Source organism: Clostridium sp. AF34-13, assembly GCF_003477845.1.
Taxonomy (GTDB): domain Bacteria; phylum Bacillota; class Clostridia; order Lachnospirales; family Lachnospiraceae; genus Butyribacter; species Butyribacter intestini.
In genome coordinates this window covers 131,791-147,212 of the sequence record NZ_QUEB01000008.1, presented here as the reverse complement: position 1 = coordinate 147,212, position 15,422 = coordinate 131,791, and the positions used below count along the sequence as shown (strand labels likewise).

The following is a 15,422-nucleotide window of genomic DNA, read 5'->3' as shown; positions in this document are numbered from 1 at the left end:
TCCTTTTCATTATATTTTTCAAAATGAAACATTTTACTACCTCCAGTTGTTAATTGTATTAATTACATAATCCACTTCTTCTTCTGACATTCCGTAATACATAGGAATGCTAAGTTCCGTATCTGAAATTTCTTCTGCAATCGGATAATCCCCTTCTTTGTATCCTAAATAACTATATGCTTTCTGGATATGTATTGGTATAGGATAGTGTTTATTTGTTCCAATTCCATTGTCATTTAGATGTTTTTCTAAACTTGCTCTTTCTTCACATCTTATAGCAAAAATATGAAAAACATGCTCGCAGTTTTGATTTATTTTAGGCAAAATAATCTTACTGTTATTTATTCCTAATAAATATGCATTTGCAATTTCCTGTCTGTTCTTATTCCATTTATCTAAATTTTTTAATTTAATTCTAAGAACTGCTGCCTGAATTTCATCAAGCCTTGAATTATTTCCCATATATATATGATGATACTTATAATCAGAACCATAATTTCCCAATGCCCTTACTTTATCTGCAAGCTCTTTATTATTTGTAACCACAGCCCCCGCATCACCTAATGCTCCAAGATTTTTTCCGGGATAAAAACTAAATCCGCCCGCATCACCTAATGCTCCAGCTTTCTGTCCGTACAATCTTGCACCATGAGCCTGAGCAGCATCCTCCAAAACAAACAAATTATGTTTTTTTGCAATTTTATTTATTTTTTTTACCTCAGCTGTTTGTCCATATAAATGTACAGCTGCAATAGCTTTAGTATTACTATTTATTTTTTCCTCTATCAATTCCTCATTTATAAGATAATCATCTATTCTAGGTTCTACAAAAACCGGTTTTGCACCAGTATAAGAAACCGCAAGTGCAGTAGCAATAAATGTATTAGACGGTACAATAACCTCATCACCTTCTCCTATTCCCTGTGCTTTCAAAGTTAAAAATAACGCATCTAAACCATTCCCTGTGCCTACACAATACTTTGTTCCACAATACTCTGCAAATTCACTTTCAAATTTTTCTACTTCTTCTCCTTGTATAAACCATCCTTTTTCATATACATCTTTTATTTTTTTTAATACTTCATCTTTTATCTCGTTATGCATATGCTCAAATGTTACAAACGGTATATTCATCATTCTTTCACCTCATTTTTTATATATTGTATGTACTCATCATAATTCCTTATATAATCACTCTCATCGTAATATTCCGATGCCAGTACCATCAGAACAGCATCCTCCGAAAAATCATACATTTCCCTCCACATATCATTTGAAATATATAATCCCTCATATGGTTTATCCAATAAAATCTCTGCGGTTTCTTTTCCATTGTCCAAATGAATCTTACAGTTTCCATGTATTGCTATAAGAATTTGCTTCAAACACTTATGTGCATGGTATCCTCTCCTGACTCCTTTCACGGTATCATACATATAATATACTCTTTTCACCTGAAATGGTATATCTTTATTTTCTTCAAGAGCTACCAATTGTCCTCTCTCATCACCATGTTGCTGAAATCTATACTTTACTATCTCCATCTTTATCACTCCCTAGCTATTCCACTGTTCACCTTTACTATTGATTTTGTAATCACCTCTTATAACAGATACATAATGCTTTACCAAATAGATGATTGCATATGGATCATACAAAAAACGTACAATCGTTCTTAGATATAAATTATCTATTCTGTACAGTTTTGACAATCTCATCCTTTTCTGCACATATTTATTTTCTCCAAATTTTAAATTCATTAGGTCAAAAAAATGTTCTACATCCAATGCAATCTTTTTCTTGAAAGGACTATTTTTATTTGTAGAAATACCTTCTGAGGTTTCATACCATATCAAACATTCATCTAAAAATTCAAAATTATTTCCTTCAAGTGCCGCATATACCTGAAAAATATCTTCCTCATATACTACACTTCCAACTATTTTCTTAAGATAACTTAAATAATAGTCCGTCTTATACGATGTAGATGCCCCTGAGACATTGTCACTATACAAAATCAAGTTTTTTATAATTAAGTCTTTTTTACCTTTTTTATATGCGTTTATGTCGAACGGATGTATATATTCTTTCTCTGTCAATGTTCCGTTTTTCTCAATATAACCCTGTACTCTGCAAAAACAACTGTCACATTGCTTCTTTTCCATAAATTCATATAACTTTTTTAATGAATCTTTTGTATAAAACATATCACCAGGTCCAAAATCTCTTACATACTTCCCGGAACAATTTTCAAGACCACTTATAAGATTTTTAACTGTTCCCTGATTTTTATCATGTCCAACCATCTTATAATTGAAGAATTTATGTTCTTTCATAAATTCTTCAATCTGTTTAAATTTGTTATCTTCAGAACCATCATCAGACAAAACAATCTCAAAATGCTCAAACTCCTGATTTATAATTGAAGTTAATGTCTTAAATATATCACTCAATTCTGAATTATATGTCACTAATAAAACAGAAAATAATATGTTACTCATTTTATTCCTTTCTTCTACAACACAACCTTTAATATCTTTAATATCAAATTATCAGCTCTCAACATATTTAATCTGATTATCCCACACACACTTAACCTGTTTCTTAATGAATCCCCTTTCGGAAGTCCCATCTTTATGTTTGGATTTTTCCTATAGTATGGAAATTTTGTTTCAAGCCAATCAAACATTTCCTTTTTCTTTTCCCTGACTTTTTTCCACTCACTGTTTTTCAATGTAAACAATATATACCATACAATATACCTAATAAAATAATATTCTATAAATTCCTTTTTTTTACCTGATACTTCCGGCAGCCTGTCGTATATTGACTGTAATAAAAACAATGGATCTATATTTTCATCAATTTTAGCCTGCTTTGAATTTGAAACCGACTCCGGATTGTTTGTCCAATAATATAATTCTTCTTCACATATTTTTACATTTTTTGCATACGCATATGCCAATATATTGAAATACACATCCTCTCCGATTGCCGACTTTAAAAATTCTATTTTGTTATTTACCAGGAAATCTCTCTTATAAATATGAGCCCACGGTGCGGTAACTATATATTTACTCCACTCCGCTTCTGCTAAATGTTCACGATAAAGTTCTTTCTCCTCTGAATCAACTCTTATATATCCGCCAACAACAATATCCGTATTTTCGTCAACAAGTCCCATATAACTGCTGCAATAATTTTCAGAATACATATCATCCTGATCTATAAAAGTAATATAATCACCTAAAGCAATACTTATGGCATAATTTCGCGTGTCTGCAACCCCTGTATTTTCTTTATATATATATATAACATCTTTTCTGCCATACTCTTCTATTACACTTTTTATTATCTCCTCAGAATTGTCTGTAGAGCCGTCATTTACAATTATAATTTCTAAGTTTGTATAATCTTGGGCAAATATGCTTTTTATACACTTTTTTACACTTTTTGCACCATTATACACCGGTAAAACAATTGATATTTTTTTCATTTTATCCTCACAATTATCATACATCCTTATTTGAATTGTATCTTTCATACATATCTTTTCTGATAATAGCAATCTCCTGTGCCATTTTTTTAACCTTGTCAGTCAGGTTACTCAATGCTATAGACAATGTAAATATAACTACTATGGACAAACAAAATCCAAAAAAGAATAACATATTTACCGGTGATGCTATCCCAAATGCTTTTGCAACCACATTCAACAATTTAGGAAATATCGCTAGTACCAATACACATATACATACAAAAAGCCATAATAATGCGTATTTAAAATCTATGCTTTTCTTTCTAACATGATTAACAATATATAACATTGCCAAAATAATGACAACTATTATCAAAATCTGTAATTTTATCGACATTTTTATCCACCTTTATTTTTTCATTCTTGCTATCAGTATTGCAAAACTAACTTTAATCATATAATATACACTGTTTTTTAATGAAATTGAAGATACACCTTCTTCTCTTTCATTCATAACTACAGGAATTTCCGTTACCTTATATTTTTCAGCTAAAATCGTTACTACACTTTCGGGCTCAGGATAATCTTTGGGATATTCATCTGTAAATTTTTCCAAGAGCTTTTTATTAACCATTCTCATTCCTGAAGTCGGATCAGTTATTTTCTTTCCAGTCAGCAATTTAATAAGTCCGGTAAAATATTTAATTCCTATTCTTCTTAAACCAGAGGACTGAAAACCTTCTTTTTCAATAAATCTTGAACCGATTACCATATCTGACTCTGTATCGATAAGTGTCGTAACCATATCCTCTAAATGTGATGCACTGTGCTGTCCGTCACCATCAAACTGAACTGCTATATCATAACCATGATAATACGCATATCTGTATCCTGTCTGGACAGCACCACCTATTCCAAGGTTTACCGGAAGATTAAGATAACTAAATCCATGTCTCCTACACATTTCAAGTGTTTTATCGGTTGAACAGTCATTGATTATAACATAATCAAAGTCCGGTGCATTATCTTTTATATCTTTTATTGTTTTTTCTAAATTTCCTTCTTCATTAAAAGCCGGAATTATTACAAGTTTTTTCATTGTATTTTAACTCCCTAATCTTGTATAACTTTAATTCATCTTTATCTATTTACTATATCTCATTTGATTTTTCAGATTTTGTATAAAAATGATTTATCAGTTTCGCTATCGGTTTCGGCCAAAATTTACAATACATGGTATAATTTTCCTGAACTCTTGCATTATCATGTATTATAGCCGTTGTTGCCGATTCCTCATGTATTCTGTGACACATCAGGGGTTCATTTATATAAATAAATTTTCCTTTTAATCCAGATAATTTTTCCCATGCTTCCCAGTCCTCGCAACTTCTGAATCCATCTTGAAAAATTGGTCTTTTAACATTTTTAAGATCAAATGTAACGGCAGGACAACATATTGGATCGCCCATAGATAAAACTCTTCTTCTTATAAACTTGCTTTTCCAAAATGCCCTTATTCTCAATGGCAATAACATTATCCTCTTAATTTTAAGCATCGTTGTATCATGTATCTTTTCACCTTTTCTAAGCTCACTATAATCAGAAAATGCAATAATCGAATTGTCCGATTTAGCCATCTCCTTAATTATTTTTTCTGCATATTCAGGCTCATATATATCATCCTGATGTGCAACTGTGGCATATCTGGTCTTAACTTTACTAAGTCCAAAGTTCCAATCCTGTGTTATTCCACCCTGACCTTTATTTACCATAACAACAATCCCATGTTTTTCTGCAATATCATCTATATATTTATTTGGTGTTGATGTTGCAATAAAAATATTTGATCTTACTGTCTGCTTTTTCAAAGACAAGATACATTCTTCTAAAAATTCACTTTCTTTATATGCACAAATCACAAATGTATGTTTCATATTTTTCCTCTTTATTTTATCTTTGCAATAAAACCTACGCCATTTTGATACACTTTTTCCAAGCTGTCAAAATATGCCTGATTAGTCTGATATGCATCTCCATATAATACACAGACATATTCTGCTTTTCCTGTACTCACTATTTCATTATATGTGTTTATGTCTCCATTACATTTAGGAGAATCCTGATCAGTTAATGTCTGAAACCATCCCTCTTCCAATTCATTTCCAAAAACCAGCACATTATTATTGACATCTGGTTGGTATGCATCGCTTGCATATTTATATAATTCCAGTTTTCCACCATCAAATTTAGGCTGATCATACCACAATTTTGTAAAATCATATATATTAATAAAATTTTTTGATGTTACAGATATAAAATTTGAATTCTTATTTAAAATATAATTATCTCCTCCTTTAAAATCAAACCCAAATAAAATCAAATAAGTAACAAAAAAACCTATAACTATTTCTTTATGTTTTTCAGATAATGTTTCCACGCACCAAAAAACACATATAAAAGACAATAACCATAGCAAACTATGATTTTTACAAAAATAATAACTCGATACTTTTCCGTCCATTCCTAATTTAAAAAGAATAATCATAAAAATTATTAATAATGGCATAGTCGTAATAACCATATTAATTTTTTTTATTTTCTTTATAATAAACCAATATCCAGCAATTATCAAAGGTAATATTAATATGAAATCCGAATATAAATCTCTATAGCTACCACCTTCATTTGCAAATGCAGTCGTAGTCGAAGATGTTATCGCCAATTCCTTAACATTTCTAAATGAATATATCAATCCCAAAATACATGGAATTAAAAATACACTTAACATAGTCCAAATAGTCTCAAGTGAAATCATCATCTTTTTCTTTATTTGTCCATTAAGAATGCAGATAAATATTCCCAAAAAAACTACTGGTACAAATAATGTGTAACAAACCATAAGCGAATAACATCCTAATGCCAGCATTATTATACATATTTCCCTCTTTATCAATTTATCAACATACATATCACAAACAGCAATCAAATATGCAATAACAGTTATTCCTAATCCAAAATATGAAAAACCAAAAACTGTACTATACAAAGGATAACCTAACCAATAAAAAATTGTTGTAACACATGCAGCTAATTGTAAAAATATATTTTTACTATAATTGCGTACAATAGTGTAGAAAATCATCCCAGCTAAAAATAAGTAAAAAATTTCACATAACACAAAAATTTTATAATAGAAAAATTTAGGAACAATTCCTTTTAATACTTCTATTATCAAAGCTTCATTCAAAGATGATAAATATAAGTTAGTTGAAATACTATGATTTTTGACTGTATCTGTAGCCAGTTTCATATGAACTGTTGCATCTACAGACTGAAAATTAATATCTAAACCAAAGCCAAATCTATGATACACCAAATTCAGCAAAATCAAAAAGGCAACTATGGTAAAAATAATATCAATCCTATCATAATAATACTTTTGTATTTTTTTATTCTCAAAAATAATTTTAAAAAATATAAGTGAAACCAGCCAGTTTGCTCCTCCTATAGTTATTATACCAACAGGTAAATTAACTAAATTTACTATTCCTCCAATAAATCCTTGATAACCTATTATGGTGATAATAGTCAGTACAAACCACGATATACCATTTAATTTTTCCTTACTTTTTTCTATAAGGAAAATTGAAGCGGCAATTGAACATATAGATGTGATATAAAAAATAAGTGCTAACATATATCGGTATCCTTTCTTAACTTATCCCCAAAATCTTTGAAGCAACTGCATTATCACATAAATAAACATTATCGGATATACTATTACCTCAACAATGCTGATAACTTTGTCCTTTATCTTGACAAGGTCATACAATAATGCATATATTAAAAATACAATAGGTACAAAATATCTTCCTTGGGTTCCTAAACTCAATTCTGTATTATTTAAATATTTTGCCATTTCTATAAATGATACATTTATGTCCATTTCAGCAATTTGAAAAGTCCATGTAAACATGATAGTGATTATAGTAACAACTATTAAAAAAGCAATCGTCAACATAATAATCCTATCTCTTAATACAAAACCATTCTTGTATCTATTATTTATATTGTCTTTCTGTGCTATAATTGCCAAGAAAATAATTATAAATAAATAATAACATATTGAAAATTTTGTATCAAGCCATCCCATTATTCCAATAGTAGACACTGTGTAAAACTCAGCATATGACTTTAATGTATTAAACACAATGACAACATATCTTTTAAAGTTAAATACACATGCCAAAACCACTTTAACATACATATTCTCCCTAAATAATATGCATCCTAATATAATGGCAAATATAATTAAAACTGCAAAACAATATTTAAATTTTTTAATCTTCTGATATACTAAACTATCAAAAAAAGAAATCTTTTCACATCGCAACATTAACAGTAGCCCTAATAAAAGTAAATACGGCGGTTTAATTAACATTATAACAACTGATAACGCACCTAAACACAATATCTGTTTATATCCTACCGTTATATAATCATATATTAAATGAAAAATGTAACTTGTCAACAAAAAACAAACTGGCAACAATACTGCATCATAACTTACACTTGAACACTGCTGCAAATTCATAGGCAAAAGCATTATTGCAAATAATAAACTTTTTTTGACTGGCATAATCTTTAATGCAATATATCCTATTATTACAAAAAATAATACCGCTGCAAATTCTGCTGCATACATACACACTGCTATCGGTGCTCCTAACAATGCAAATATAAAAAATGCTATGCCCTGAGGCAAATGTGTTATCATTTTTATACTTATCTTGCCTGTCCATTTACATTCCTTAGAAAATCTGTCACCACTATGCTTTTTAAGCGATTCTTTACTTTGTTTTACATCATAGTTTCTAACAACATTAGTGGCTCCAATATCTTCATAATATTTGTAGATTTCATTATAATAACCAGAAAAACCAAATTCATTTTCAATCATACTATATTGAGCAGGTTCATCTGGTACCTGTTCTGGTGGAATCAATACCGCAAACAAACATCCCATTATTATTCCAACAACAGTGAAAATCTTTTCTATCTTCTTGTCAAGCTGTTTTAAAATTCCATCTAATTGTTTCACTGTTTTAAACAAAAAAGCATTAATTTTATCATATCTATTTTTAATATTTATTGCTCCCAAAATTGCAATAACCAAAAATATACATATACTTATTGTAAACTTAACATCATTTTTTTCCAACCTTTTTCCATTAAGTTCAATTTTATCTAATATAAAATCTTTTTCTACATCTAGCCGTATATATTTATATTTATTTTTTTTGAGATAAAATTTAATATCACTTTCTCCCTTTTTTATTTTACTATACCTAACATTTTTTTCGCTAAATTGTTCTGTTTTTTTTGCATAATAAACAGCAATATCAATATCATCTTCCACAGCTTGTTCAAATTTTATATCCACTATATTGATATATTCCAAATCATCCGTTATTGTAAAATTAGGATCATCTCCAATTACATTAAATGTATTGTCAACTATATTATAAGAATTGTAACCTGATATATTTTCAATCCCCACAACCTGTTTTCCATTTATGTAATCATATCTGATGCTCGGATATATTACATAAAAAATAAGCATTAATGCTATTAACATAATTGTTTGATAAGATAAAATCAAGCATTTTCTTTTATTAACTTTATCCTCTAATTTTTTCTTCAAATTCATAATTTAAATTTTCCTCTTACTAAATCAGTAAACACTTTTCACTTTTTCCAATATTCTGCTACTATCAAAAATATATTTTCCTTTTTTTATATAAATGTTATATTTTCGACTCGGTAACTGATTCGAATCAAAATATACTCTAAAACAACTCAAATTATTTTTTCCATTTATACCAGTAAGCTCATTCATATGTTCTCTATACATTTTCTGTGTTTTTAATTCAAATATTTTATCATCACAAACCAAAAGTATTTTCGCTCTTATAAAATTGTTCCATCTCGATTTCTCATTTATGCACCAACCACTAACTAGCATATACTTTCCTGTAACAACTATATTCTCTATTGAACCTTTAATAAAATTACTCTTTCTTTTTTCTAAACAATCTTTACTTTGCAAATTTAAGACTATATTTTCTAAATTATCAAGCCCGCCTTCTACAGTACAATCTCCTCTCCTCATCGTAAGATTCGGATTATAAAACGGATCTTTTCCCTCCAGTGATGGATGTATATCATATAATCTGCGGCGTTCTTTTAAAAGTCTCTCATATTTTGCCTTGTCAAGCACATCACTTCCACGGCTTAATGATTCATGGTGATATAATACTGCATCTGTCCGTACTACATTATAATAGCCTTTCTCTAATAAGTCAAAACAGAATTTTACATCATTATACGCTACCGCAAAGCTTTCATCAAGTCCACCGACTTCTAAGTATTTCTCACGGGTAACCATAAGGCACGCAGCAGTCACTGCACTATAATTGTATTCAATCTTATTTCTGCAAAAATTAAACAAGATACTATCATCATATCGGCATAATGCATGGCTTGGTCCACAATCAAAACTAAATACACCAGTATGTTGTATAAGCGTACTGTTTGGATATAATAGTTTTGCACCGACTGCACCTGTATATGGCAGCATCGCATGACCTGCCATACGCTCCATCCATTCTCCGTCTATTATCTCCATATCATCATTTAACAATAATACAAGTTCTCCATCTGAATTTTCTACTCCTATATTACACATTTTTGAGAAGTTGAAATCCATTGGCTTGTAAATATATTTCTGAGCCTTATCTTTATTATACTGTTCATATTTTTTTCTGTTTTCTTCAGAACTTCCATTATCGACAGTTACTATCTCATAATTTTTATATTTTGTTTTTTCAGTCAGTGTTTCTATACACCTTTTATATACATCAAAATTGTCTTTAGACGGTATTATCACACTTATCTTTGGATTTCCAACAGGCTTGTAATTTACTCTGAACTGATATATATTATCAACCCATTCAAGTTGTGCCTCATATCCCCTTCTTTTTAATGCTTCTTCTTTCGTTTTTCTGGTAGCATCTACTATATACCCTTTCGCTTCCGGATTTATAGCAGTAGATTCTTTTCTTTCTCTCCAATGATAAAGTATTTTTGTAATGTGACCTATCCTTTTTGTCTTTTCCGTAAATCTTAATGTAAGGTCATAATCCTGTGCTCCCTCGAAGCCTGTTCTAAGCCATTCAAGTTCATCACCTATCCTTTTTCTATATACCCCAAGATGACATGTGTACATGAGTGACATCATAGTATCAGGTGACCAGTCAGGTTTAAAATGTGGCTGATGTCTGTGTTTTCCATCTTCTGACAGCTTATCTTCATCACTATATATAAAGTCAAGGCTTTTATCCTGATTGAGCAGCTTTACAACTTCATATAACGCATTTGGAGCAAGAACATCATCACAGTCCATAAATGCTATATATTCACCTGTTGCCATCTTTATCGCTGTATTCGTACAGCGTGATATATGACCATTTTTTTCCCTGTATTTAATTTTTATCTTGGGATTGTCCTCAAATGATTTCAGGCACTTTCTTACTTCGGGCATCGTAGATGCATCGTCAGCAAGGCAAAGTTCCCAATTTGCATATGTCTGATCTATCACAGACATTATACACTCTTTTAACATCTTAGTTGATACATTATAAACAGGCACTACAACCGAAATCAACGGCTTATATGGAATTTTCTCTTCATCAAACTCATTTAGAGCTGTTTCATTTTTCTTTATCCAGTTCTGATAGTTTTTTTCATCATTTGATGCAATGCCAGCATTTTCCCCTGCTGAACCTATTCCTAATTTTGCTTTAAATTTGTATAACATTACATACATGCCTTCTTCTTTAACTATCCTGCATGCCGTATTTATCTTCTTTAATATACCCATCTTTTGTTATTCTCCTATTTGCCATTCATGTTTAAGGTAAAACATTCCCTCCGAAAAGTATTCATTTGCAACCGAAAAGCCTTCACAGTTATTTTTGTAATCTAAATTTACAATTCCACCGCTGTTAAATATTCCTACATCAACCGTATAATCTCCTCCCATAAGCATAAGCTCAGGTACTATGTATTTCACCACATGACGCCCCTGCTTTTGAGGTACTGATATTTTGTCAAGATTAGTGTTAGGTCCAAATACATATATCTTTCTGTCAAGACTGTAAAATGCAACCCCTACCTGAAGATCTTCCATATGATTATCATAAACATCGTATGTTACTTCAACTTCAAGTTTCTCAAATGTTTTAAACATATTTTTATTTATTGAAACTTTTTGTATTACAGCAAGGTAATCTGAATTCTCAGGTAGTCTAAATTCATCTTCATTATTTACTTTTTCTATTTTCTTTTCACCGTATTTCATGAAATTATCATATAAATCAACAACCTGACTCGCTTCACCATCTTCTATAAGTTCACCGTTTTTTATCCATATTGCTCTTGTGCAAAATCTTTTTATCTGCTCTATCGCATGTGTTACAAACAATATCGTCGTTCCGCTCTCCTGAAGTTCACGCATCTTATCTATACATTTAACCTGAAATCTGGTGTCGCCTACTGATAATGCTTCATCTACTATCAATATGTCAGGTTCAACATTTATCGAAACAGCGAATGCAAGTCTCGCAAACATACCACTTGAATATGATTTTACAGGCTGATTTATAAATTCTCCTATATCCGCAAATTCTATTATATCTGGAACACGTTTCTTCATTTCTTCTTCTGTATATCCCATCATAGTCCCGTTAAGATATATATTTTCTATACCTGTATATTCAGGATTGAATCCTGCACCAAGCTCAAGTAAAGCTGCAATTTTACCATCTGTTTTTATAGTTCCAGTAGTAGGTGTCACAACTCCAGTAACTAATTTTAATAATGTAGATTTACCTGAACCGTTTGTCCCTACTATACCAATCGACTCACCCTTATTTATTTTTAAGTTAATATTTTTTAAAGCATAATGTTCTTTTGAATACTTTTTCTTTCTTATACTAAATGTTTCGCGTATTCTGTCACTCGGTTTATTATATAAGTGGTAGACTTTAGATAAATCTCTGACCTCTATTGTTCCCTTATCCATTTACTGAATTCCTTTCCTAACATCAATTGGATGCAAAATACATTTTATCTGCAACATCTTTCAATATATTTCTACAATACATCTGCAAAATGAGGTCTTAATTTTTGGAATACATGAGTTCCTGCTATATATATGAACAGAACTAACACCCAAAAATAAATCGTCCATATCGGTCTTTCCCAAAACCATTTTTCTGCAAACATAGCATCTCTATATCCCTGAACTATATAAAAGACGGGATTTAACTTAAGCAGATTTACAAGCCACGGAAATCTTCCCTGTACCATCTGTATATTCCACATAATAGGTGTCATCCACATAAGCACCTGCAATACTATTCCTAGCAGATGTCCGAGATCTCTTATAAAAACTATTATTGATGATGTAAAGTATGACATTGCACCACATAATGCAATTATACATATAAGACAATATATAAGCTGCAATGTATGCATAGTAGGCATATACCCATTTACCATAAACAAAACTACCATAAACAGTGAAAAGAATATATTTACAAAAAAAGCAGAAAATATTTTGATAACTGGCAATATTCCTATGTCAAACACTACTTTTTTTACAAGAAAGCTATATTCCAGCATACTGTTTGTTGCACCATTCCACGCATCACTGAAAAAGAACCACGGAACAAGACCTGCCGTAAGCCATAGCACAAACGGATAATCACCATATGGCTGGCTTCTAAATCCCACCTGAAATACAAACCAATATAATAATATTGTCATTATCGGCTGTACAAATGCCCAGATAATTCCTAAATAAGAGCCTGCATATTTTGTTTTAAAATCATTTTTTGCAAGTTTAAATATCATTTTCCTGCTTTTATAATTTTCTTTCAATATACCTATTGCCGCTGGTAATCTTTTTGTCTTTTCCATAATATTCCTCATCTATCTCAGTTCAAAATTTTCATATCTTAATGTCAAATGTGGGTTATAATACAAATCCCCTTCTTCCAGTTCTTTTCCCCATTTATTTTTAAACCTTTCAGTTTCACTGCGAAATCTTTTTTCTTTCGCTTCTGTTGTTTCGTATCCTCTGCTTATAGATTCGTAATGATACAGCCTTGAATATGGTGTAAATATGATTCCAAGTCCTTTTTCTCTTAATTTCATACAATAATCTATATCATTAAAGGCAACTTCAAACTTTTCATCAAGTCCGCAAACTTCATTATATATATCCTTTCTTGTCATCATGCATGCTGCCGTAACTGCACTAAGTTCCTGAACATAGTTCATTCTCTCATTATACCCACTTGCTGATGAACTGAAATGTTTGTGGGAATGACCTGCTACCCCACCGATACCAAGTATAACTCCTGCGTGCTGAACCGTATCATCAGGATAATATAACATACATCCTACTGCCCCTATCTCTGACATTTGTGCATACATAAGCATTTCCTCTATCCAATGGGGAGATATTATTTCCACATCATTATTCAAAAGAACAAGATAATCTCCTTTTGCTTTTCCTGCTCCAAAATTATTGATTGCTGAATAATTAAAACCATTCTTCCACTCACAAATTGTTATATTATCTTTCTCTGACAATTCTTTATAATACTCTTTTATATTTTCTGAAGTGCTTCCGTTTTCCACTATTATAATTTCATAATCCGTATAACTTGTCTTTGTTTCAATTGAATCTATACATCTCTTTAAATCATCCCTATGCTCCTTATTTGGAATGATTATCGATACTTTTTTGTCTTTGTTTATTGGATAAATGATATGTCTCTCGTGTAATCTATCATCATACATAATCTTTGCAGATATATCACACCTGTTAAAGTGCTCCTCTAACACCTTTATTTCTATTAGATCATTTTCTATTTTCTTTTCTTCTGATTTATCGTTGTCCTGTTTATAATACATAGGTTCCTTAATATGTACAAAACCATCATCCAACATTTTTTTAATTTCCCTGTCATTTGATTTTGTTTCTTTTGCACAATGGTCTATATACTCTACAGTTTTCAATAAATAGTTATAATAGCTTGCCCGTGTTTCTCCATCAAACCCTCTTAACTTTACAAAAACATCTGCTCTTGTCATAAAAAAATCATCTATATAGTTTTTGGAATAAAGTGAAATCCTTGAAAAATCACTTTTATAATTATGCTTCCTGGCTTTTCTGACATCATCTTCAAAATACCACTCGTCGAAATAATAGAGAAATTTTCTATTATTTTGACTAATTTCTTTAAGCAAAAAGTATGTCATATATGGATGAAGCAGGTCTCCTGCCTGAATTTCACCATAATAGTCGAATTTATTCTTTTCTACAAAAGATACAACATCCTTTCCATCTTCCATAAAATACAGACACATCTCTGACTCTTTGCTAAAAACACTTTTTAACCTCTCTCTGTCTTTAATATCCGTCCCTATGCATACTACTGACAACACCTTGTCAACACTTTGCCTAGATAATGATATAAGACTTGAAAGTATGTTGGCATTTGTTTTTTCCTCACATGAAATACCAATAAGAATATTTGCATTTGAATTTGCAAACTCTTTTTTTTGCCTAATTACTTCTTTTTTATTAACTACCCACGGCTTTCTATAATATTTGTTATATCTTTCTTCCCCAATGACATTGCCCAAATGCGATATTCCATCTTTTTTTACTCCAAAATATATCTTGAGCAGTGAATTGGCAAAATCATTTGAACAAATCATATACTTAATTTTTGATTTTATATCACCCAAAACATTTCCTCCAATAGTCTAATACCTGTCTACACTATATACAAACTATTATTTTACC

General features: G+C 30.6%; 13 protein-coding genes. All 13 read right to left on the bottom strand.

Going from position 1 to position 15,422, the window contains the following annotated elements; genetic code table 11:
* Nucleotides 1-36: 36 nt before the first annotated feature.
* The 13 genes from DWZ63_RS08505 to DWZ63_RS08445 all read right to left on the bottom strand — a co-directional run bounded on the left by DWZ63_RS08505 (nt 37) and on the right by DWZ63_RS08445 (nt 15,364).
* Nucleotides 37-1,134, bottom strand: a complete 1,098-nt coding sequence (locus tag DWZ63_RS08505; RefSeq protein WP_055946231.1) for a DegT/DnrJ/EryC1/StrS family aminotransferase — start codon at nt 1,132-1,134, stop codon at nt 37-39.
* Nucleotides 1,134-1,544, bottom strand: coding sequence for an FdtA/QdtA family cupin domain-containing protein (locus tag DWZ63_RS08500; RefSeq protein ID WP_055946091.1), 411 nt, complete (start codon nt 1,542-1,544; stop codon nt 1,134-1,136). Before DWZ63_RS08500 ends, DWZ63_RS08505 begins: the two co-directional genes overlap by 1 nt.
* A gap of 12 nt (nt 1,545-1,556) precedes the next feature.
* A complete protein-coding gene (locus DWZ63_RS08495; RefSeq protein WP_055946087.1) occupies nt 1,557-2,501 on the bottom strand; it encodes a glycosyltransferase family 2 protein in 945 nt (314 codons plus the stop codon).
* Nucleotides 2,502-2,515: 14 nt separating this feature from the next.
* On the bottom strand, nt 2,516-3,496 hold the full coding sequence (locus DWZ63_RS08490) for a glycosyltransferase family A protein (RefSeq protein ID WP_182431472.1): 981 nt from the start codon (nt 3,494-3,496) through the stop codon (nt 2,516-2,518).
* Nucleotides 3,497-3,512: 16 nt separating this feature from the next.
* Complete coding sequence (locus DWZ63_RS08485; RefSeq protein WP_055946082.1) at nt 3,513-3,875, bottom strand: DUF2304 domain-containing protein; 363 nt, start codon at nt 3,873-3,875, stop codon at nt 3,513-3,515.
* Between the two features lie 12 nt (nt 3,876-3,887).
* The gene (locus DWZ63_RS08480; RefSeq protein ID WP_055946079.1) at nt 3,888-4,577 is read right to left on the bottom strand and encodes a glycosyltransferase family 2 protein; all 690 of its coding nucleotides are present in this window, start codon (nt 4,575-4,577) and stop codon (nt 3,888-3,890) included.
* Between the two features lie 52 nt (nt 4,578-4,629).
* The gene (locus DWZ63_RS08475) at nt 4,630-5,412 is read right to left on the bottom strand and encodes a glycosyltransferase (RefSeq protein ID WP_055946076.1); all 783 of its coding nucleotides are present in this window, start codon (nt 5,410-5,412) and stop codon (nt 4,630-4,632) included.
* A gap of 11 nt (nt 5,413-5,423) precedes the next feature.
* Complete coding sequence (locus tag DWZ63_RS08470) at nt 5,424-7,175, bottom strand: hypothetical protein (RefSeq protein ID WP_055946073.1); 1,752 nt, start codon at nt 7,173-7,175, stop codon at nt 5,424-5,426.
* A gap of 21 nt (nt 7,176-7,196) precedes the next feature.
* A complete protein-coding gene (locus tag DWZ63_RS08465; RefSeq protein WP_055946070.1) occupies nt 7,197-9,188 on the bottom strand; it encodes a DUF2142 domain-containing protein in 1,992 nt (663 codons plus the stop codon).
* A 24-nt stretch (nt 9,189-9,212) separates the two neighbouring features.
* Nucleotides 9,213-11,420, bottom strand: coding sequence for a glycosyltransferase (locus DWZ63_RS08460; RefSeq protein WP_055946067.1), 2,208 nt, complete (start codon nt 11,418-11,420; stop codon nt 9,213-9,215).
* 6 nt (nt 11,421-11,426) lie between these two features.
* A complete protein-coding gene (locus tag DWZ63_RS08455; RefSeq protein ID WP_055946064.1) occupies nt 11,427-12,623 on the bottom strand; it encodes an ABC transporter ATP-binding protein in 1,197 nt (398 codons plus the stop codon).
* 71 nt (nt 12,624-12,694) lie between these two features.
* Complete coding sequence (locus DWZ63_RS08450; protein ID WP_055946062.1) at nt 12,695-13,522, bottom strand: ABC transporter permease; 828 nt, start codon at nt 13,520-13,522, stop codon at nt 12,695-12,697.
* A 12-nt stretch (nt 13,523-13,534) separates the two neighbouring features.
* Nucleotides 13,535-15,364, bottom strand: a complete 1,830-nt coding sequence (locus DWZ63_RS08445; RefSeq protein WP_055946058.1) for a glycosyltransferase family 2 protein — start codon at nt 15,362-15,364, stop codon at nt 13,535-13,537.
* Nucleotides 15,365-15,422 lie beyond the last annotated feature (58 nt).

What these genes read in the sequence shown, in the direction of transcription:
- DWZ63_RS08465 (WP_055946070.1), bottom strand. Translation starts at nt 9,188, where the DNA reads ATGAATTTGAAGAAAAAATTAGAGGATAAAGTTAATAAAAGAAAATGC.
- DWZ63_RS08475 (WP_055946076.1), bottom strand. Translation starts at nt 5,412, where the DNA reads ATGAAACATACATTTGTGATTTGTGCATATAAAGAAAGTGAATTTTTA.
- DWZ63_RS08485 (WP_055946082.1), bottom strand. Translation starts at nt 3,875, where the DNA reads ATGTCGATAAAATTACAGATTTTGATAATAGTTGTCATTATTTTGGCA.
- DWZ63_RS08490 (WP_182431472.1), bottom strand. Translation starts at nt 3,496, where the DNA reads ATGAAAAAAATATCAATTGTTTTACCGGTGTATAATGGTGCAAAAAGT.
- DWZ63_RS08460 (WP_055946067.1), bottom strand. Translation starts at nt 11,420, where the DNA reads ATGGGTATATTAAAGAAGATAAATACGGCATGCAGGATAGTTAAAGAA.
- DWZ63_RS08495 (WP_055946087.1), bottom strand. Translation starts at nt 2,501, where the DNA reads ATGAGTAACATATTATTTTCTGTTTTATTAGTGACATATAATTCAGAA.
- DWZ63_RS08450 (WP_055946062.1), bottom strand. Translation starts at nt 13,522, where the DNA reads ATGGAAAAGACAAAAAGATTACCAGCGGCAATAGGTATATTGAAAGAA.
- DWZ63_RS08500 (WP_055946091.1), bottom strand. Translation starts at nt 1,544, where the DNA reads ATGGAGATAGTAAAGTATAGATTTCAGCAACATGGTGATGAGAGAGGA.
- DWZ63_RS08505 (WP_055946231.1), bottom strand. Translation starts at nt 1,134, where the DNA reads ATGAATATACCGTTTGTAACATTTGAGCATATGCATAACGAGATAAAA.
- DWZ63_RS08455 (WP_055946064.1), bottom strand. Translation starts at nt 12,623, where the DNA reads ATGGATAAGGGAACAATAGAGGTCAGAGATTTATCTAAAGTCTACCAC.
- DWZ63_RS08480 (WP_055946079.1), bottom strand. Translation starts at nt 4,577, where the DNA reads ATGAAAAAACTTGTAATAATTCCGGCTTTTAATGAAGAAGGAAATTTA.
- DWZ63_RS08470 (WP_055946073.1), bottom strand. Translation starts at nt 7,175, where the DNA reads ATGTTAGCACTTATTTTTTATATCACATCTATATGTTCAATTGCCGCT.